Origin of the sequence: Pseudomonas sp. EA_15y_Pfl1_P101 (genome assembly GCF_963970835.1) — a bacterium.
Taxonomy (GTDB): Bacteria; Pseudomonadota; Gammaproteobacteria; order Pseudomonadales; family Pseudomonadaceae; genus Aquipseudomonas; species Aquipseudomonas tritici.
Genome location: NZ_CAXAPA010000010.1, coordinates 29,882 through 48,676 on the forward strand (window position 1 = coordinate 29,882; position 18,795 = coordinate 48,676).

Sequence of the window (18,795 nt, forward strand, 5' to 3'; positions counted from 1 at the left end):
TATAAACCCGAATTGTGCAATGAGCATGTCCTTGCGCGCTTAGACCTGTGTCAGCCCTTCTCTCCCCAGGTACTGCAACAGGCAATCGTAGAGCTGATCCACCTCCGGCGCCTGCCGCCGCGCCCGCAGGCAGCCGTGGACAAGGCCCTTCCCTGGATAAAGTACGCTGACCACGCCCGCCGCTTGCAGGCGTTCGGCGTAGAGCAGGCCGTCGTCACGCAGTGGGTCGAACTGGGCCACAGCAATGAATGCCTTGGGCAAACCGCTGAGATCTTCGGCCAACAGCGGCATGGCGTAGGGCGACGGGTTGCCACTGCCCCGCAGGTACAGCGCCAGATAGCTCTCGGTGTCGGCGCTGCTGAGCAGCGGCGCGTCCATGCAGTCGCGGCGCGACGGCAGGTCGGATGGGCCACCCAGGCCCGGATAGATCAACACTTGGGCGCGGGGCAGCGGTTGCCGATCATCACGCAGCCCCAGGCATAACGCCGCTGCCAGATTGCCGCCCGCGCTGTCACCGATCACCACCAGTTGTTGCTGATTGATAACGTGCGGCCCTTGCCCCGACTGGATCGCCTGCCACACCGCACGACAATCTTCGTACGCGGCCGGGAACGGATGCTCAGGCGCCAGCCGGTAATCGATGGCGATCACCAGCACCTGCAGAGCGCTGGCGAGTTCGAAACAGATGAAGTCATGGGAATCCAGGCCGCCGACGACCCAGCCGCCACCGTGTATATAGAGAAGACATGACCAACCACCCGCTGGGGCCGGCGTGAAGGGCATGTAACTGCGCACGCCCACGCCGGCCAGAGAAAAGTCCGTGATGGATAAGTTGTCGGGCGCCGGCGGGGTGAATGCCTGGCACATACGGTCGTAGGCCTGGCGCAATCCAGCAAGCGATGAGTCATCGCTGGCGAAGGACTCGGTTTTTGCGACGAACGCGGCAAGCTGTGGAGAAATCGGATACATGCGCCAATATCCCTGACACAGTTGATCGGTGCAGGTTCTCAGAGCTCCAGGCTGGCTTGTACAGCTGCCACTGCGTCCGTGCCATCAAACGCCGTGACCCCGACCAGCCAGCGCTGCAGGTCCTCGGGATGATCGCGCAACCATTGCCGGGCCACGTCCTGGGGCGATTCGCGCGCCATGATCGGCACCATCAACTGGCTTTCCTGGGCGGCAGTGAAGGTGAGGTTTACCAACAAACGGTTGGCGTTGGGGCAACGTTCGGCAAAGTCTGGCGCAGTGACGGTAGAGACGGTGGCGCGGCCTTCGCTGGGGCCGAACACATCTTCACTGCCAGTGAGGTAAGCCATTTTCATGTTGATGTTCATCGGGTGCGGCGTCCAACCGACAAAGACCACGAACTCCTTGCGATTCACCGCGCGCTGCACCGCCGCCAGCATCCCCGCTTCGCCAGAGGCAATCAGCTTGAAGCCGCCCAGGCCGAAGCGGTTGGTGTCGATCATTTTCTGGATATCGGTATTCGCGCCACTGCCGGGTTCGATGCCATAGAGCTTGCCGCCCAGTTTGTCCTTGAAGCGAGCAATGTCGGCAAAGGTCTTCAGGCCGGCATCCGCTACGTATTGCGGCACGGCCAGGGTGGCCTGGGCGTCGGTGAGGCTGGGTTTGTCGAAGACTTTGACCTGCTTGGCCGCCAGGAACGGCGCGATGTTGTTGTCCATCGCCGGCTTCCAGTAGCCGAGGAAGATATCCAGGCGCTTGTCGCGGATGCCGGCAAAAATGATCTGCTGCACGGCGCTGGTTTGTTTGCTGTCGTAGCCCAGACCATTGAGCAGCACGTCAGCCATGCCGGAAGTGGCGACCACGTCGGTCCAACTGACCACGCCCATGCGGATGTTTTTGCAGGAGGCCGGTTCGGCGGCCATGGCGTTGGCACCAATCAATAGGGCGCTGGTGAGGGTCAACAACAGTCTTTTCATGGATAAGGGCTCACTCGGCTGTTTTTAATGCACAACCCTACCCAGTGAAGCCTTGGTTGACACGACCTGTGGCGACCGGCAATTGCACTGCGGCGACTGTAAGGCCGCCTTCGCGAGCAAGCCCGCAGGTTGACCGAGTTGCAGCATAAAAATGCGGTCAAAATGTGGGAGCGGGCTTGCTCGCGAAGGCTATCGCTGCAGCACCGAAAATTTACCGGTAATGCGCTGGCCCCCAAGCCAGGAACCCTTCCAGCAATTGCTTCAGTACAACGCGCGTCGGCTCGGCCAGATCCGGGCGATAGCGGAACGGTTCGAACTCCTCCATATAGGTGCTCTGGCACAACTCCAACTGCACCGCATGAATATCCTGCGCCGGATCCCCGTAATGCCGAGTGATATGCCCGCCCTTGAAACGCCCATTGAGTAGATGGGTGTATTGCGGATGTTGGGCGCAGATGGCTTCCAACTGGCTGGCCAGCTCGGGATCACAGGCAGCACCGTTGAACGTGCCGAGGTTGAAGTCCGGCAGCTTGCCATCGAACAGGTGCGGGATGACCGAGCGAATCGAGTGCGCATCAAACAGCAAGGCGTAGCCGAACTTGGCCTTGAGTCGCGCCAGCTCCTCTTGCAGCGTGCGGTGATACGGGCCCCAGACCTTTTGCAGGTAACTGGCGCGCTCCGCCTCGCTCGGTTCCAACCCTTCGCGGAACAATGACACGCCATCAAACAGCGTCGCCGGGTACAGGCCGGTGGTGGCGCCCACGTACAACGGCTTGTCGTCGGACGGCCGGTTCAAATCGATGACAAACCGCGAGTACTCCGCCGCCAGGGTGCTGGCGCCCAGCTCTTCGGCAAAGTCATAAAGCGTGGGGATGTGCCAATCGGTATCCGGCAGGCTTTGCGCCTCGGGGATCAATCCGGCCTCCACGGCGGGCGTCAGGCGCAGGCCGGCGTGGGGCATGCTGATCAGCAGCGGCACGCGGCCTTGTTTGAAGTTCAGAACCTTATCCACAGCAACACTCCTCAGACAGTGACATCGACGCCATGGCGCACGACGCGTTTATCCAGCTCGCCGCCCAGCCAGTAAGCCAGGTCGGCGGGACGATCAATCTGCCAGGCAACAAAATCCGCGACCTTGCCCGCTTCCAGGGAACCATGGGTGTCACCCATGCCCAATGCGGTGGCCGCGTGTTGCGTGGCGCCGGCCAACGCTTCTTCAGGGGTCATGCGAAACAGCGTGCAGGCCATATTCAGCATCAAGCGCACCGACAGCGCCGGCGAGGTGCCGGGGTTGAGGTCGCTGGCGATGGCCATTTTCACACCGTGCTTGCGCAGGGCCTCCATGGGCGGCAATTGGGTTTCACGCAGGAAGTAGAACGCGCCTGGCAGCAATACCGCGACGGTGCCAGAGGCGGCCATGGCGATGGCGTCTTCTTCGGTCATGAACTCCAGGTGGTCCGCCGACAACGCGTGGTAACGCGCAGCCAGGCTGGAGCCGTGCAGCGACGAGAGTTGCTCGGCGTGCAGCTTCACCGGCAGGCCCAGTTGCTGGGCGACTTTGAACACGCGCTCCACCTGCTCGGTGGAAAACGCCAGGTATTCGCAGAACGCATCCACCGCATCCACCAGCCCTTCTGCCGCCAAGGCCGGCAGCATCTCGGCGCAGATGTGGTCGATGTAGTCGTCGGCGCGGTCCTTGTACTCCGGCGGCAACGCATGAGCCGCCAGGCACGTGGCACGCACGCTGACCGGCAGCGCTTCGCCAAGGCGACGGGCGACCCGCAGCATTTTGCGTTCGTTGACCAAGTCCAGGCCATAGCCGGACTTGATCTCTACCGTAGTGACGCCGTCGCGCAGCAAACTGCGCAAGCGCTTGTGGGCGCTGGCAAACAGTTCATCCTCGGTCGCGGCACGGGTAGCGCGCACGGTGCTGGCAATGCCACCGCCCTTGGCCGCGATTTCGGCGTAGCTCACGCCTTCGAGGCGCTGCTCGAATTCGCCGCTACGGTTACCGCCAAACACCGTGTGGGTATGGCAGTCGATCAGCCCGGGGGTGACCCACGCGCCTTGCAAGTCATGCACCTGGGCGTAATCCGCCGTGGGTACCTGGCTGCGGGGGCCGATCCACTGGATGAGCGAACCGGCAGTCACCATGGCGGCATCCTCGATGATCGAGTACTTGCCCTGGGCCATGGTTGCGACGTGGCAGTGTTGCCAGAGCGTTTTCATCAACGCCTCCCTAAGTTATCGATGAGACAAAGCCGCGTCGTAATGGACCTTGGGCGCCTGCCCTTGCTGGCGGTGTATCAGTCACACATGTATCAACTGACAGATTGCTATCGCAGGCAAGCCAGCGCCCACAAGGGGCCGGTGTCGCGCTTAAAGGCTCGGCAGCAGGTTGGCCGGTACCAACTCATTCAGGCAACGGCTGGCGAGCAGTTCGCTGGCGGCATTGATGTCCGGGGCAAAGAAGCGGTCTTTTTCATAAAACGCCACTTTCTCGCGCAGAATGCCGCGCGCCTTTTCTAACTTCGGCGAAGTTTTCAGGCCTTCGCGCAGGTCCAGCCCCTGGCACGCCGCCAGCCACTCAACCGCCAGAACGCCACGGGTGTTCTCGGCCATTTCCCACAGACGCTTGCCGGCAGCAGGCGCCATTGACACATGGTCTTCCTGGTTGGCTGAAGTCGGCAGGCTGTCGACACTGTGCGGGTGAGCCAGCGCCTTGTTCTCGCTGGCGAGTGCGGCGGCAGTGACTTGAGCGATCATGAAGCCCGAGTTGACCCCACCATTGCCCACCAGGAACGGCGGCAATTGCGACATGTGCTTGTCCATCATCAGCGAGATACGGCGCTCGCTCAGGGAACCGATTTCAGCGATCGCCAGCGCCATGTTGTCAGCGGCCATGGCCACGGGTTCGGCGTGGAAGTTACCGCCGGAAATCACATCGCCTTCAGCGGCAAACACCAGCGGGTTATCCGACACCGCGTTGGCTTCCACCACCAGCACTTCGGCGGCCTGGCGGAACTGGGTCAGGCAGGCGCCCATGACTTGTGGCTGGCAGCGCAGGGAGTACGGGTCCTGCACCTTGTCGCAGTTCTGGTGCGACTGAGAGACCTGGCTGTTTTCGCCCAGCAGGTCACGGTAGGCCGCTGCTGAATCGATCTGCCCACGCTGGCCACGTGCGGCATGAATACGTGCGTCGAACGGCGAGCGCGAACCGAGTACCGCTTCCACCGTGAGGGCGCCGCACGCGAGGGCGCCGGCGAACAGGTCTTCGCCTTCGAACAGACCACGCAAGGCATAGGCGGTGGACACCTGAGTGCCGTTGAGCAACGCCAGGCCTTCTTTGGCGGCGAGGGTCAACGGCGTGAGGCCGGCGACTTTCAGCGCGTCGGTGGCTTCCAGCCATTCGCCTTTGTAGCGCGCCTTGCCTTCGCCCAGCAGCACCAGGGACATGTGCGCCAACGGCGCCAGGTCACCGGAAGCACCGACCGAGCCTTTCAACGGAATATGCGGGTACACCTCGGCGTTGATCAGCGCGATCAGCGCGTCGATCACCTGGCGACGAATGCCAGAGAACCCACGGCTCAGGCTGTTGACCTTGAGCACCATGACCAGCCGCACCAGCGCATCGCTGATCGGCTCACCCACACCGGCGGCATGGGACAGCACCAGGGAGCGCTGGAGGTTTTCCAAGTCTTCGCTGGCGATGCGGGTCGAGGCGAGCAGGCCGAAGCCGGTGTTGATGCCATAGGCGGTGCGGTTCTCGGCGAGAATCTGCTCCACGCAGGCAACGCTGGCTTCGATCTGGGCCGAGGCGCTGTCATCCAGGCTGAGGGTTACCGGCTGCTGGTAGATGGCCCGCAGTTGGGCAAGGCTCAGTTGGCCTGGAATCAGATTTAGCGCAGTCACATTCATACTCCTTGTGAATTGTTCTTTTGAATAACGTGTTCAGTGCAAATTAGGGAAAGCGGTGTCTTTGATCAGCTGGGCAGCGCTCGCAATATCCGGCGCCAGCCAACGGTCCTGCTCATAAGCAGGTACAACGTCACGCAGCAGGCGCCAGGCGCGGTCAGTGCCTGCACCGAAACGCTGGTCTTTGAGGAACTCAAACGCCTGGGCCGCCAGCAAGTACTCGATGGCGAGGATCTGCGTCACGTTGGCCAACACTTGGTGCAGCTTGAGCGCGGCGTTGGTGCCCATGCTCAGGTGGTCTTCCTGCAGGCCCGAGGTGACGAAGTTGTCGAGCACCGCCGGTTGCGCCAGTTGGCGGTTTTGCCCGCACAGCGAGGCGGCGACGTACTGCACGATCATCATCCCGGAGTTGACTCCCGGGTTGCTGACCAGGAACGCCGGCAAGCCACTGACGTGCGGGTTAATAAGGCGATCCAGGCGGCGTTCGGCCACCGAACCGATTTCGGCCATGGCGATGGCGAGCATGTCTGCCGCCAATGCGACGGATTGGCCGTGAGGATTGGCCTGGGACACCACGCGGTAGTGGTCCGGCGTGCCGAGCAGCAGCGGGTTGTCGGTGGCGCTGTTGAGTTCAGTCTCAATCTGCCGCGTGGCGTGCTCCACCTGGTCGCGCGCCGCGCCGTGGATTTGCGGGATTGAGCGGATGCTCAGCGCGTCCTGGGTGCGAATGCCTTGGCTGCTGGCAATCACTTCACTGCCATCGAGCAAGGCGCGCAGGTTGATACCCACGTGTTGCATGCCAGGGTGCGGCTTGAGCGCGATGATTTCTTCATCGAAGGCATCGATCTGACCGCGCTGGGCTTCGAAGCTCATGGCACCGATCACGTCGGCCCATTGCAGCAAGTGATGCGCGTCGGCCAGGGTCAGGCAGCTCAGCCCGGTCATGCATGGCGTGCCGTTGACCAGGCACAGGCCATCCTTGGCGCCAAGCACCACCGGCTGCAAACGTTCAGCCGCCAGGGCTTCTTGCGCCGAGACGATCTGGCCGCGATAACTCACCGTGCCAACACCCAGCAAGGCCACACCGACGTGGGCCATATGGGTCAGGTAACCCACCGAACCCTGGGACGGCACTTGCGGTGTGATGCCGTGGTTGAGCAACGCCAGCAGCGAATGCACCACCTGCGGATGCAGGCCGGACTTGCCGTGGCTGTAGTTGATGAGGGCGGCACAGATGATCGCGCGCGTCTGTTCATCGCTGAGCACCGGTCCGACGCCACAGGCATGGCTGAGCAGGGTATTGCGCGACAGTTGGCTGAGTTGTTCGCCCTTGAGCGACACATTGCACAGTGCGCCCAGGCCGGTGCTCACCCCATAGGCGCGCTCGCCGCTGGTAACGATGCGCTGCACGATGGCCTGGGCATTGTCGATGCGCGCCCAGGCTTGGCCCGACAGCTCAAGCATAGCGCCGTGGCGGGCAACGGCGACTATGTCTTGCCAGCGCAATGGCGTATCGGCGATGGTGATTTTTGTTGCCTGGGACATCTTCATACCTTCTTCATTCTTGTGCAGCTTTGCCGGCCTCTTCGCGAGCAAGCCCGCTCCCACATTTGGAATGCGTTCCCCCTGTGGGAGCGGGCTTGCTCGCGAAGAGGCCGGCCAACTCACCACAAAACCCGGGTCAGACCACCGCCGCCCGCCGCTGAACAAACCGATCCACATACTCATCCGCCGGCGAATGCAAAATCTCGCGCGGGGTGCCGACCTGGATCAGCTTGCCGTCCTTGAGGATCGCAATGCGGTTGCCTATGCGCACGGCTTCGTCGAGGTCGTGGGTGATGAACACGATGGTCTTGTGCAAGGTCTTTTGCAGTTCCAGCAGTTGGTCTTGCATCTCGGCGCGGATAAGCGGGTCGAGAGCGCTGAAGGCTTCATCCATCAGGATGATGTCGGTGTCAGCCGCCAATGCACGGGCCAGGCCGACGCGCTGGCGCATGCCGCCGGAAAGCTGGTGCGGGTATTTATTTTCGTAGCCTTTGAGGCCCACGGTTTCGATCCAGTGCAAGGCGCGCTCGGCGCACACCTGCTTGGTTTCGCCACGCACTTTCAGGCCGTAGGCAACGTTGTCGAGCACGCTCTTGTGCGGCAGCAGGCCGAAGCTCTGGAACACCATGCTGATCTTGTGCCGACGGAATTGGCGCAGGGCTTCCATGTCCAGTTTCAGAATGTCTTCGCCGTCCACCAGGATCGCGCCGCTGGTAGGGTCGATCAGGCGGTTGAAGTGGCGCACCAACGTGGATTTGCCGGAACCCGACAGGCCCATGATCACGAAGATCTCGCCAGTGCCGATGCTCAGCGACAGGTCATTCACGCCGACCACGCAGCCGGTCTCAGCCAGGACCTGATCCTTGGTCTTGCCCTGCCCAACCATCGCCAAGGCCTCCTTGGATCGGTTGCCGAAGATCTTGAAGACGTTTTTAACTTCGATTTTGCTGACAGTAGTCATTTGCTCGCCTCATGCCGTGGACGACCATAGGCCTGGGTAATGCGGTCGATGACCACTGCGAGAATCACGATCGCCAGCCCGGCTTCAAGACCACGGCCAACGTTGAGGGTCTGGATGCCGACGAGCACGTCTTCACCCAAGCCACGGGCGCCGATCATCGAGGCGATGACCACCATCGACAACGCCATCATCGTGGTCTGGTTGATCCCGGCCATGATGCTGGGCAATGCCAGCGGCAGTTGCACGCCGAACAGTTGCTGCCAGCGGTTGGCACCAAAGGCGTTGATGGCTTCCATGACTTCGCCGTCGACCTGGCGAATGCCTAAGTCGGTCAGGCGAATCAACGGCGGCACGGCGTAGATCACCGTGGCGAAAATCGCCGGGACCTTGCCCAGGCCGAACAGCATCAGCACCGGGATCAAGTACACGAAACTCGGCATGGTTTGCATGATGTCGAGCAGCGGCATCAGCACCGAACGCAGGCGATTGCTGCGCGCCGACAGAATGCCCAGCGGAATGCCGATCAACACCGAGATCACGGTGGCGACCATCATCAATGCGAGGGTTTGCATCAGCTTGTCCCACAGGCCAACCGCGCCCACCAGGAACAGCAAACCGACGATAACCGCCGTGGTCACCACCTTGCGCGTGGCGTGCCAGGCCAGCGCACCGACGATCGTCAGCATCAACCACCAGGGCGCCGCACGCAGCATCCCTTCCAGGTTGACGATGGCCCACAGCAGGGTATCGGAAATGTGCCGGAACACATCACCGTAGTTGGTGACCAATGAATCCACCCAACCGTTGACCCAGTCGGCGATGGAAAACGTAAAACTCTCAGGAAACATAGCGTGCTCTCGATCCAATGGGTTGTGGCCGGCTGTCCGACCAGCCCCTTAGGGTAGCCGGACAGGCTTGACCTACAAGGCCGCGTCGATTTTCTTGGCTGCGTCTTCGCTCACCCACGCATGCCAGACTTCAGGATGTTCCTTGAGGAATATTTTCGCCAGTTTCGGCGACTCAATTCGCTCCTTGGCCATACGACCCAGGTTCTGGTTCAGCAGGTCGATCGGCAGGTTGACCTTTTCCAGCACGGCCACCAGTTCCGGCGCTTGCTCGTGGAAAGCCTTGGACAGGCCGACCTTGATGCTCACGCTCTTATCCACGCCGGGTTTTTCTTCCAGCTTGACCAGGTCGACCTGGCCCATCAGCGGGGTCGGCGACCAGTAGTAAAACAGGATCGGTTCGCCACGCTTGTAGCTCGACAGCACCGCCGCATCCAGCGCCGGGCCGGTGCCTGGGCGGAAGTTGGTGTAGGTGCTTTCCAGGCCATAGCTCTTGAGCATTTCGCTGTTGTCCAGCTCGCAGGTCCAGCCAGCCGGGCAGTTGTAGAAGCGACCCTTGGACGGTTCTTCCTGGTCCTTGAACACCGAGGCGTACTTGGCCAGGTCGGCGATGGTTTTCAAGCCCGGGGCCTTGGCTTCCAGCTTGCGCTTGGCGTCGCCTTCGATCACATAGCGCGGCACGTACCAGCCTTCGATAGCACCGACAACAGGCGCGCCGACACCGACGACTTTGCCGGCCTTCTCGGCCTTGTTCCAGACCTCGCTGCGGCCGACCCACTCTTCGGCAAACACTTGGATATCATTGCTGCTCAGGGCGTTTTCCATGGTGATGGAGTTGCCTGGCAGGCTGTCGGTTTTGCAGTCGTAGCCTTTTTCCAACACGGTTTGCAGGATGTCAGTAAGCAACATGCCGCTTTCCCAGTTCAGGCCGGCGAATTTCACCGGTTTGCCGGATTCGCACCAGCCCGCCGCCTGGGCGCCAACGCTCGCCAGCACGCCCGCAGAGAACAGTGTGGCCAACAAGGTCTTATGCATTTTCATTGTTGTGACGCTCCCAATTTTGAAATGGATTACGGCAGTCAGTAGGCGTCCTGCCCTGTCCACGTCCCATCAGGCTTGTGCAGCCAGCCCGTTTGTTGTTGGTATGGCGCCCTGCTCTACTGGCAGGATCAATTGATTGGGCACCGTGCCGTGCCATTTTTTCGCACACACGTAGTACAAGGCTGCGGGAAGCACCAGCCCGATGATCCAAGAGATATCCACATCACCCAGCGCAGCCACCAGCGGACCTGTGAAGAACTGGGTGGAGATAAATGGCAACTGCACCAGCACGCCGAACACATACACGCTGATACCGAGCAGGTTCCAACGGCCGTAGCGACCGTTAGGGTCGGCCAGCGCCGGCACGTCATAGCGCTCGCGGGTAATGCAGTAGTAGTCGACCAGGTTGATCGCGCTCCATGGCGTAAAGAACGCCAGCAGGAACAGGATGAAAGACTTGAACGCGCCGAGGAATGAGTGCTGACCGAGCAACGCGATCAGGGTCGCCGTACCGACAATCACCAGCACAAACACCAGACGCTGCAGGCGCGTGACCTCCAGGCGGCCACGCAAGCCGCTGATGATGGTCGCGATGCACATGAAGCTGCCGTAGGAGTTCAGCGTGGAGATGGTGACCTTGCCGAACGCGATGCTGAAATACAGCAGCGCAGCGGTGGCGCCGGTACCGCTCAACCCCACGATGTAGGCCACTTCGTGACCGGCAAATTGCCCATTGGACATGGCCGCGGCAAACACGCCAAGGGTCATCGCCACCTGTGCCCCAATCACCGACCCCGCGCCAGCCGCGAAAAATGTCTTCACCGAAGACGTCTTGCTCGGCAGATAGCGTGAATAGTCAGCCACATAAGGGCCGAAGGCGATCTGCCAGGAGGCCGCGAGCGACACCGCCAGCAGGAAGCTGCTCCAGCTGAAGTGGCGGATTTGCAGGAGCGCGCCAACGTCGGTCTGGCCTATCAGACGGCTGAACAGGTAGATAAAGGCAATCACCCCAATGACGCTGGCGACACGCCCAATGAAATGGATCACCCGGTAACCCAGCACCGTGACCAGCACGATGACACTGGCGAAGATCAGGATCCCGACGCTGTCGCTGACACCGAACAACTGGCCCAGCGCCTGACCGGACAGCACGGTGCCGGTGGCGGTAAAACCGAGGTACATCAAACAGACCAGCACAATCGGAATAGCCGCGCCATACACACCGAACTGCACCCGGCTGGAGATCATCTGCGGCAGGCCCAGCTTGGGCCCTTGCGCCGCATGCAGCGCCATCACGCCGCCGCCAATCAGTTGGCCGATCAGCAAACCGATCAACGACCAGAACACATCACCGCCCAGCACCACGGCCAGGGCCCCGGTGACAATGGCGGTGATTTGCAGGTTGGCACCCATCCACAGGGTGAACTGGCTCAATAGACGACCGTGTCTTTCCGCTTCCGGGATGTAGTCGATCGAACGCCTTTCGATCAACGGGGTGGTGCTTGCACGTGCGTCATTTGCAACCATGGATGTTCAACCTCTGATGGATTGTTCATAAAGCCTGTGTAAAACCGCTTTTTTGTGGGAGCTGGCTTGCCCGCTCCCACATGGGTTATTTGATCATCGGGAGATTGAGGCCCTGCTCCTTGGCGCAGTCGATCGCGATCTGGTAACCCGCATCCGCATGACGCATCACCCCGGTGGCCGGGTCGTTATGCAGCACGCGGGCGATCCGCTCAGCCGCTTCGTCGGTACCGTCGCAGACGATGACCATGCCGGAGTGCTGGGAGAAGCCCATGCCCACGCCGCCGCCGTGGTGCAGCGAAACCCAGGTCGCGCCACTGGCAGTGTTGAGCAAGGCGTTGAGCAGCGGCCAGTCGGATACGGCGTCGGAACCGTCCTGCATGGCTTCAGTTTCGCGGTTCGGGCTGGCGACCGAGCCGGAATCGAGGTGGTCACGACCAATCACCACCGGTGCCGACAGCTCGCCGCTGCGTACCATTTCGTTGAACGCCAGGCCGAGCTTGGCGCGCTGGCCCAGCCCAACCCAGCAGATACGCGCCGGCAGGCCCTGGAAGCTGATGCGCTCGCGGGCCATGTCCAGCCAGTTGTGCAGGTGCGCGTCGTCGGGGATCAGCTCTTTGACTTTGGCGTCGGTCTTGTAGATGTCTTGCGGGTCGCCGGACAGTGCAGCCCAACGGAACGGGCCGATACCACGGCAGAACAGTGGGCGGATGTACGCCGGTACAAAACCTGGGAAATCGAAGGCATTTTCTACGCCTTCTTCCTGGGCCATCTGGCGGATGTTGTTGCCGTAGTCGAAGGTCGGGATGCCTTGTTTCTGGAATTCCAGCATGGCTTTGACGTGCACGGCCATCGACTGCTTGGCGGCCTTGATTACGGCAGCCGGTTCGGTCTTGGCGCGGGCGCGGTATTCGTCCCAGGTCCAGCCGGCCGGCAGGTAGCCGTTGAGTGGGTCGTGGGCGCTGGTCTGGTCGGTGACCATGTCCGGGCGCACGCCACGCTTGACCAGTTCAGGCAGGATCTCTGCGGCGTTACCCAACAGGGCGATGGAGATAGCCTTGCCTTCCTGGGTGTATTTGGCGATGCGCGCCAGGGCGTCGTCGAGGTCTGTGGCTTGCTCGTCGACATAGCGGCTGCTGAGGCGGAAATCGATGCTGACCTGCTGGCACTCGATGTTCAGCGAGCACGCGCCGGCCAGGGTTGCAGCCAGTGGTTGCGCGCCGCCCATGCCGCCGAGGCCGGCGGTGAGGACCCAACGGCCGGTCAGGTCGCTGTTGTAATGCTGGCGACCGGCTTCGACGAAGGTTTCGTAGGTGCCTTGGACGATGCCCTGGCTACCGATGTAGATCCAGCTGCCGGCGGTCATCTGGCCGTACATGGCCAGGCCCTTGGCATCCAACTCGTTGAAGTGTTCCCAACTGGCCCAGTGCGGCACCAGGTTGGAGTTGGCGATCAGCACGCGCGGGGCGTTGCTGTGGGTCTTGAACACGCCAACCGGCTTGCCGGATTGCACCAGCAGGGTTTCGTCATCATTCAGGTTGGTGAGGCTCTCGACGATCTGGTCATAGCACTCCCAGTTACGCGCCGCACGGCCGATACCGCCGTATACCACCAGTTCTTTAGGGTTCTCGGCCACTTGTGGGTCGAGGTTGTTCATCAGCATGCGCAGCGGCGCTTCAGTCAGCCAGCTTTTGGCGGTGAGCTTGTTACCGTGGGCGGCGCGGATTTCTACGTCACGGTACTTGGTTGGCTTAGTCACAAAAAACTCCTCGGCGATTGATGCGCATACTTTGTTGGTGCGAAGTGGGCTCTTACGCACACACCTTTACTTGTACATACAAGCATATGCAATCAAGCGGCCAACTTTCTAAGAGAGCTGTCGAGAATTTTTGGTGATGCGTGCTCGAGCCTTGGAAATTAAGCCTTATAGGCTTGATGAAATTTCTTACGGAAGGCTTTTGCTGCGAGGGAGGTTTGTCACGACAATGTAGTTCTGCGCCACGCTGGGGCATTCAGTAACAAACTGGTGCAGAGACTGGAAACAGATTTAATGTTCCCCACAAAACAATTGTGGGAGCTGGCAAGCCAGCCCCCACATTTTTTAACCGCGTGCGGTCAGTTCGATGATGCAGCTACGGCCGGCGACGGAAATATCCAATAGGCCAGTGTTACCGTCGATTTGCAGGCAATCGTGATGCCCCAATTTCTCGTCCAGCACCTTCACCTCATCGGCAACGCTGAACACCAACACCGTCTGCGCCGTACTGAAGAAACGCTGCACACCGTCGGTCCATTGCAGCCGCGCGTGGTAACGCTGCGGCGAATAGATCAGGTTGAAATCGCGGATGGGCCCTGTGATCAATCGGCACTCCACCTGGCTGTCACCCTTGAACGCAAAAGGTTGCAGCGGTAACAACCCGCGCTGTTCTTCGCCATCCACGGTCAGCACCATGCCGGCGCCTTTGATCACGGTGATCACCCGATGGTAGCCGGCGAAGATGGAAAAACCGCCCGATTGCGCAATATCCGCAATCGACAGGCGCCAGCCAAAGCCATCCAGGTCTACGCCGGCATCACGGGCAATTTCTTCGGTACTGCCGCCGCCGTTTTTCCAGGGCATGCGCACATAATCGGCAGCGCGCCAGACTTTTACGGAACTCATTTACTGAAACGTCCTTCCAGGCTGTGACGCGAGCCGGGGTGGATCAAACGTGCGGCCGTCACCGGCTGGCGGCCCGACCAGGTGCGTCGACGGATCAACAGGCACGGTTCGCTGGGCTCGATCTGCAGCAACTTGCATTCGGCGGCGTCAGCGAGGATCGCTTCGACCACGTGCTCGCCTTCGGTCAACGGTGCAACCTGGTTCAAGTAGGCGTAGGGCGTTTGCTGGGTGAAATCCTGTTGCAGGTATTCCGGGGCGACCAGTGCATTGACGAAACGGTCTTCGATTTGCACGGGAATATCATTCTCGAAGTGCACGATCAACGAGTGGAACACCCGCCCGCCTTCGCGCATTTCCAGCGCGACGGCGCGCTCGGAACCGGCAGCTTCTTCGCCCAAGGTGATGACTTGGCAGGTGTGTCGATGACCGCGAGAAGCGATCTCATCGGCAATATTGTGCACTTCAAACAGCGCGGACTGGCTCTTGGGCTCAGCGACGAAGGTACCGACGCCCTGCATGCGCACCAACAAGCCCTCGGCGGTGAGCTCGCGCAGGGCGCGGTTGATAGTCATGCGGCTGAAACCCAACTGGCTGACCAGTTCGCTCTCCGACGGCACACGGTAGTGAGGCGGCCAGTTGCCGTGGAGGATCTGCTGGCTGATCATTTGTTTGACGCGGGCATACAAGGGCGCCGGACTTTCGTCCATGTGGGCAGCCAGCGAAGACTTGGCAGGCGGAGTCGGCACAGGGAATCCTTGCAGGGGAAAAAGATGCATAGATTGCCGGAGTTTACCGAGCAGGCAAACGTCTGTATATGTATATACAAATAAACACACGACTGGGGTGCCTTGATCATGTCCGCTTTCTTTGCCGAACGCGCGCTGCTGCCTAATGGATGGGCCAACGATGTACGTCTTGAAATCAGCGCAGATGGGGTGCTGACAAGAGTTGAGGCCAATGCCAGCGCAGACGCTGCGGAACGGCTGAGAGGCCCGGTGTTGGCGGGCATGCCGAACCTGCACTCCCACGCTTTCCAGCGCGCAATGGCAGGTTTGGCAGAAGTGGCCGGAAACCCGAATGACAGTTTCTGGACCTGGCGCGATTTGATGTACCGCATGGTCGGCAAGATCAGTCCGGAGCAATTGCACGTCATCGCGCGCCAGCTGTACATCGAGATGCTCAAGGCCGGTTACACCTCGGTGGCCGAATTTCACTATGTGCACCACGATGTCAACGGCCAGCCGTATGCCGACCGCACGGAGCTGTCGCGGCAGATCAGCCAGGCAGCGACCAGCAGTGGCATTGGCCTGACATTGGTGCCTGTGCTTTACACCCACTCCGGGTTTGGCGGCCAGGCACCGAATGAAGGCCAGCGGCGGTTTATCAACAGCACTGAAAACTATCTGGACCTGCAGGCGCGGCTGAAACCGATCCTGGCGGCACAGCCGGCGCAGCAGTTAGGGTTGTGTTTCCACTCGCTGCGCGCCGTCACGCCCGAGCAAATCCATGCAGTGCTGGCCGCCAGCGACAAGGCGTGCCCGGTGCACATCCACATTGCCGAACAGCAGAAAGAAGTCGACGACTGCCTGGCCTGGAGCGGAAAGCGCCCGCTGCAATGGCTGTATGACAATGTCGAGGTGGATGAACGCTGGTGCCTGGTGCATGCCACGCATGCAGATCTTGAAGAGGTCACGCGCATGGCCAAGAGCCGCGCAATTGCCGGTTTGTGCCTGACTACCGAGGCTAACCTGGGTGACGGGATTTTCCCGGCCGTGGATTTTCTCGCCCAAGGCGGACGCTTGGGCATCGGTTCCGATAGCCATGTGTCACTGAGCGTGGTGGAGGAATTGCGCTGGCTCGAATATGGCCAGCGCCTGCGCGATCAAAGGCGTAACCGCCTGTATCGCAGTGATCAACCGATGGTGGGTCGCACGCTGTTTGACGCGGCGCTGGACGGCGGCGGCCAGGCATTGGGACAGCCGATTGGCCGATTGGAAGTGGGTAAACGTGCGGATTGGCTGGTACTGGATGGCAATGATCCGTACCTGGCGACGGCAAGCGAAGACGGGATTTTGAATCGCTGGTTGTTTGCCGGTGGGGATCGGCAGGTGCGTGATGTGCTGGTGAACGGGAAGTGGGTGGTGCGGGATGGGCGGCATGCCGGCGAGGAAGAAAGTAGCCGGGCGTTCACCCAAGTCTTGAGAGATTTGCTGAGTTAATAACCCCCTAAAACACATGTGGGAGCTGGCTTGCCAGCTCCCACATTTGAAAAACGGTGTTTTCGGGTTACTGCGAAGTCTTCGCCATCTGCTTGTCCGACATGCGCCAGATCAACCGCGTGGTGTCATAACCCTGCTGCCGCGCCCTGCTCAACAGGTCTTCGCGAGTGTCGGCGCTCACCGTAGGCGTGCGCGACAAAATCCACATGTACCGCCGGCTCGGGCTGCCAACAATCGCGGTCTTGTAGTCATCGCTGACATACAGCACCCAGTAATCGCCCTTGGCAACGCCCGGCAACAGTGCGGTAAACCAGTTATTGAATTCCACCCAAAGCTTGTCAGTCTTGCCCGGCACTTGCGGCGTAGCCGTGCCCTTGGCTTCTTCCCACTTCCACTCGGTCGTCAGGCAGCGGTTGAACACCGACATGTCGCCATCAGGCAGCAATGTGTAGCGGGCTTCGGACTGCGCGCAGTTGCGCTGGAAGTACATCGGCAATCGGGCCAACTCATACCAAGTGCCCTGATAACGCTTGAGGTTGACGTTGTTCGCAGTCTTGGGTTGCAGATCATCGCCAGAATGGCTGGCGCAGCCCGCCAAAAACAGGCTGGCGCAAAGGAACAAAACAAAACGGATCATTCTTCTTCTCCCGCAGGCTTTCGCCCCGGTTTACTTCAGGCCTTGCCCGGAAAACATCAGAACCTTGTCACCGGCATATTGCACGCTGATAAAGCTGTTTTTATCGCCCCAGGTGCAGCTGGACATGCCCAGTGCGCCGGAACAGTCAGTCGGCTGACCCAGCAGTGATTCCACTTCAGCCTTAGGCATGCCAGCGGAAAGCTTCGCGTAATTTTCTTGGTTGACCTTGCTGCAAGCGGCCAACAGCACGCAAAAGGTCAGCAAGGCGAGACGACGTAACGACATGGAAAAACTCCTGGAGGGACTAAGCAGAATGGGGGTCTGCCAGAAGCTTAGAAGGGAAAAGGGGTTTCTGGTTCCCGACGAACGAAAACAAAAAAGCCCCGAAAACGCTGAAACGTTTCGGGGCTTCTTTAAGGGTGAACCGGCGCCCAAAAACGCCGATCACTTATCGCCGCAACTTACTGCTTGTGGTAAGCCGTCACACGCTCAACTTCTTCTTTCGAACCCAGGAATACCGCCACACGCTGGTGCAGGCCTTCAGGCTGAATGTCGAGGATACGCTGGTGGCCGTCGGTGGACGCGCCGCCTGCCTGCTCAACCAGGAAGGACATCGGGTTGGCTTCGTACATCAGGCGCAGTTTGCCTGGCTTGGACGGCTCGCGGCTGTCGCGTGGGTACATGAACAAGCCACCACGGGTCAGGATGCGGTGCACGTCGGCCACCATCGCGGCGACCCAACGCATGTTGAAGTTTTTCTTCAACGGGCCTTCTTCGCCGGCCATCAACTCGCCCACGTAGCGGGTCACAGGTTCTTCCCAGTGGCGCTGGTTGGACATGTTGATCGCGAATTCCTGGGTGGACGCAGGAATGGTGATGTCTTCGTGGGTCAGTACGAAACTGCCCATTTCTCGGTCCAGGGTGAAGCCTTTGACGCCGTCGCCCAGGGTCAGTACCAGCATGGTCTGCGGGCCGTAGATCGCGTAACCCGCCGCGACCTGTTCGGTGCCAGGCTGCAGGAAGGCCTTTTCGTTCAGGGCCTCGTTCTGGCTCAAGTACTCGTTAGGGCAACGCAATACCGAGAAGATGGTGCCGACGGGAGCGTTGATATCGATGTTGGACGAGCCGTCCAGTGGGTCGAACACCAGCAGGTACGCGCCTTTCGGGTACTTGCCCGGGATCTGGTAGGCATTGTCCATTTCTTCGGACGCCATGCCGGCCAGGTGACCGCCCCATTCATTGGCTTCGAGCAGGATCTCGTTGGAGATGACGTCGAGCTTCTTCTGCACTTCGCCCTGCACGTTTTCAGTGCCCATGCTGCCCAGGACACCACCCAGTGCGCCTTTGGACACGGCGTGGCTGATTTCCTTGCAAGCACGCGCCACCACTTCGATAAGGAAGCGCAGATCGGCAGGCGTGTTGTTGCTGCGGGTCTGCTCGATCAAATAGCGACTCAAGGTAACGCGGGACATGTAAGGCTCCGGAGAATGGGGGGCTTGAAAA

Annotated in this window: 17 protein-coding genes; 1 reads left to right on the top strand and 16 read right to left on the bottom strand. The window is 60.6% G+C overall.

Annotated elements, in window-relative coordinates:
• Positions 1 to 39: 39 nt before the first annotated feature.
• The 13 genes from AACY36_RS16940 to hutC form a co-directional block, all read right to left on the bottom strand.
• Complete coding sequence (locus tag AACY36_RS16940; RefSeq protein WP_339497321.1) at positions 40 to 969, bottom strand: alpha/beta hydrolase; 930 nt, start codon at positions 967 to 969, stop codon at positions 40 to 42.
• Between the two features lie 38 nt (positions 970 to 1,007).
• Entirely contained in the window at positions 1,008 to 1,943 is a 936-nt protein-coding gene (choX, locus tag AACY36_RS16945; protein WP_339415520.1) for a choline ABC transporter substrate-binding protein, read from the bottom strand.
• A gap of 211 nt (positions 1,944 to 2,154) precedes the next feature.
• Positions 2,155 to 2,955, bottom strand: a complete 801-nt coding sequence (gene hutG, locus AACY36_RS16950; RefSeq protein ID WP_339497323.1) for an N-formylglutamate deformylase — start codon at positions 2,953 to 2,955, stop codon at positions 2,155 to 2,157.
• An 11-nt stretch (positions 2,956 to 2,966) separates the two neighbouring features.
• Positions 2,967 to 4,172 (bottom strand): imidazolonepropionase, encoded by a 1,206-nt coding sequence (gene hutI / locus AACY36_RS16955; RefSeq protein ID WP_339438077.1) that lies wholly within the window; start codon positions 4,170 to 4,172, stop codon positions 2,967 to 2,969.
• A gap of 150 nt (positions 4,173 to 4,322) precedes the next feature.
• On the bottom strand, positions 4,323 to 5,861 hold the full coding sequence (gene hutH, locus AACY36_RS16960; protein ID WP_339415517.1) for a histidine ammonia-lyase: 1,539 nt from the start codon (positions 5,859 to 5,861) through the stop codon (positions 4,323 to 4,325).
• A gap of 33 nt (positions 5,862 to 5,894) precedes the next feature.
• Positions 5,895 to 7,403: an HAL/PAL/TAL family ammonia-lyase gene (locus AACY36_RS16965; RefSeq protein WP_339427382.1), complete on the bottom strand. Its 1,509-nt coding sequence runs from the start codon at positions 7,401 to 7,403 to the stop codon at positions 5,895 to 5,897.
• Positions 7,404 to 7,539: 136 nt separating this feature from the next.
• On the bottom strand, positions 7,540 to 8,364 hold the full coding sequence (locus AACY36_RS16970) for a quaternary amine ABC transporter ATP-binding protein (protein WP_339415516.1): 825 nt from the start codon (positions 8,362 to 8,364) through the stop codon (positions 7,540 to 7,542).
• Complete coding sequence (locus AACY36_RS16975) at positions 8,361 to 9,212, bottom strand: ABC transporter permease (RefSeq protein ID WP_339415515.1); 852 nt, start codon at positions 9,210 to 9,212, stop codon at positions 8,361 to 8,363. Before AACY36_RS16975 ends, AACY36_RS16970 begins: the two co-directional genes overlap by 4 nt.
• A gap of 72 nt (positions 9,213 to 9,284) precedes the next feature.
• A complete protein-coding gene (locus AACY36_RS16980; RefSeq protein ID WP_339427293.1) occupies positions 9,285 to 10,250 on the bottom strand; it encodes an ABC transporter substrate-binding protein in 966 nt (321 codons plus the stop codon).
• A 69-nt stretch (positions 10,251 to 10,319) separates the two neighbouring features.
• Positions 10,320 to 11,777 (bottom strand): purine-cytosine permease family protein, encoded by a 1,458-nt coding sequence (locus AACY36_RS16985; RefSeq protein WP_339427294.1) that lies wholly within the window; start codon positions 11,775 to 11,777, stop codon positions 10,320 to 10,322.
• Positions 11,778 to 11,862: 85 nt separating this feature from the next.
• On the bottom strand, positions 11,863 to 13,533 hold the full coding sequence (hutU, locus tag AACY36_RS16990; protein WP_339427295.1) for a urocanate hydratase: 1,671 nt from the start codon (positions 13,531 to 13,533) through the stop codon (positions 11,863 to 11,865).
• A gap of 342 nt (positions 13,534 to 13,875) precedes the next feature.
• Complete coding sequence (locus tag AACY36_RS16995) at positions 13,876 to 14,436, bottom strand: HutD/Ves family protein (protein ID WP_339415511.1); 561 nt, start codon at positions 14,434 to 14,436, stop codon at positions 13,876 to 13,878.
• On the bottom strand, positions 14,433 to 15,143 hold the full coding sequence (hutC, locus tag AACY36_RS17000; RefSeq protein WP_339427383.1) for a histidine utilization repressor: 711 nt from the start codon (positions 15,141 to 15,143) through the stop codon (positions 14,433 to 14,435). The genes AACY36_RS16995 and hutC overlap by 4 nt, the downstream gene beginning before the upstream one ends.
• A 147-nt stretch (positions 15,144 to 15,290) precedes the next feature.
• Between hutC and AACY36_RS17005 the strand changes: the two genes are divergently transcribed.
• On the top strand, positions 15,291 to 16,655 hold the full coding sequence (locus tag AACY36_RS17005; RefSeq protein WP_339415509.1) for a formimidoylglutamate deiminase: 1,365 nt from the start codon (positions 15,291 to 15,293) through the stop codon (positions 16,653 to 16,655).
• A 67-nt stretch (positions 16,656 to 16,722) separates the two neighbouring features.
• Here the strand turns inward: AACY36_RS17005 and AACY36_RS17010 are convergent, their stop codons facing one another.
• From AACY36_RS17010 to AACY36_RS17020, 3 genes are all read right to left on the bottom strand, one after another.
• Complete coding sequence (locus AACY36_RS17010; RefSeq protein ID WP_339427297.1) at positions 16,723 to 17,292, bottom strand: lipocalin family protein; 570 nt, start codon at positions 17,290 to 17,292, stop codon at positions 16,723 to 16,725.
• Between the two features lie 30 nt (positions 17,293 to 17,322).
• Entirely contained in the window at positions 17,323 to 17,577 is a 255-nt protein-coding gene (locus AACY36_RS17015) for a lipoprotein (protein ID WP_049710452.1), read from the bottom strand.
• A 176-nt stretch (positions 17,578 to 17,753) separates the two neighbouring features.
• The gene (locus tag AACY36_RS17020) at positions 17,754 to 18,764 is read right to left on the bottom strand and encodes a class 1 fructose-bisphosphatase (protein ID WP_057008551.1); all 1,011 of its coding nucleotides are present in this window, start codon (positions 18,762 to 18,764) and stop codon (positions 17,754 to 17,756) included.
• Positions 18,765 to 18,795 lie beyond the last annotated feature (31 nt).

Coding starts and splice junctions, on each gene's coding strand:
- AACY36_RS16940 (WP_339497321.1), bottom strand. CDS start 969: ATGTATCCGATTTCTCCACAGCTTGCCGCGTTCGTCGCAAAAACCGAG.
- hutI (WP_339438077.1), bottom strand. CDS start 4,172: ATGAAAACGCTCTGGCAACACTGCCACGTCGCAACCATGGCCCAGGGC.
- AACY36_RS17005 (WP_339415509.1), top strand. CDS start 15,291: ATGTCCGCTTTCTTTGCCGAACGCGCGCTGCTGCCTAATGGATGGGCC.
- AACY36_RS16975 (WP_339415515.1), bottom strand. CDS start 9,212: ATGTTTCCTGAGAGTTTTACGTTTTCCATCGCCGACTGGGTCAACGGT.
- AACY36_RS17020 (WP_057008551.1), bottom strand. CDS start 18,764: ATGTCCCGCGTTACCTTGAGTCGCTATTTGATCGAGCAGACCCGCAGC.
- AACY36_RS16980 (WP_339427293.1), bottom strand. CDS start 10,250: ATGAAAATGCATAAGACCTTGTTGGCCACACTGTTCTCTGCGGGCGTG.
- AACY36_RS16995 (WP_339415511.1), bottom strand. CDS start 14,436: ATGAGTTCCGTAAAAGTCTGGCGCGCTGCCGATTATGTGCGCATGCCC.
- hutH (WP_339415517.1), bottom strand. CDS start 5,861: ATGAATGTGACTGCGCTAAATCTGATTCCAGGCCAACTGAGCCTTGCC.
- AACY36_RS17010 (WP_339427297.1), bottom strand. CDS start 17,292: ATGATCCGTTTTGTTTTGTTCCTTTGCGCCAGCCTGTTTTTGGCGGGC.
- choX (WP_339415520.1), bottom strand. CDS start 1,943: ATGAAAAGACTGTTGTTGACCCTCACCAGCGCCCTATTGATTGGTGCC.
- AACY36_RS16970 (WP_339415516.1), bottom strand. CDS start 8,364: ATGACTACTGTCAGCAAAATCGAAGTTAAAAACGTCTTCAAGATCTTC.
- AACY36_RS16985 (WP_339427294.1), bottom strand. CDS start 11,777: ATGGTTGCAAATGACGCACGTGCAAGCACCACCCCGTTGATCGAAAGG.
- AACY36_RS17015 (WP_049710452.1), bottom strand. CDS start 17,577: ATGTCGTTACGTCGTCTCGCCTTGCTGACCTTTTGCGTGCTGTTGGCC.
- AACY36_RS16965 (WP_339427382.1), bottom strand. CDS start 7,403: ATGTCCCAGGCAACAAAAATCACCATCGCCGATACGCCATTGCGCTGG.
- hutC (WP_339427383.1), bottom strand. CDS start 15,143: ATGGACGAAAGTCCGGCGCCCTTGTATGCCCGCGTCAAACAAATGATC.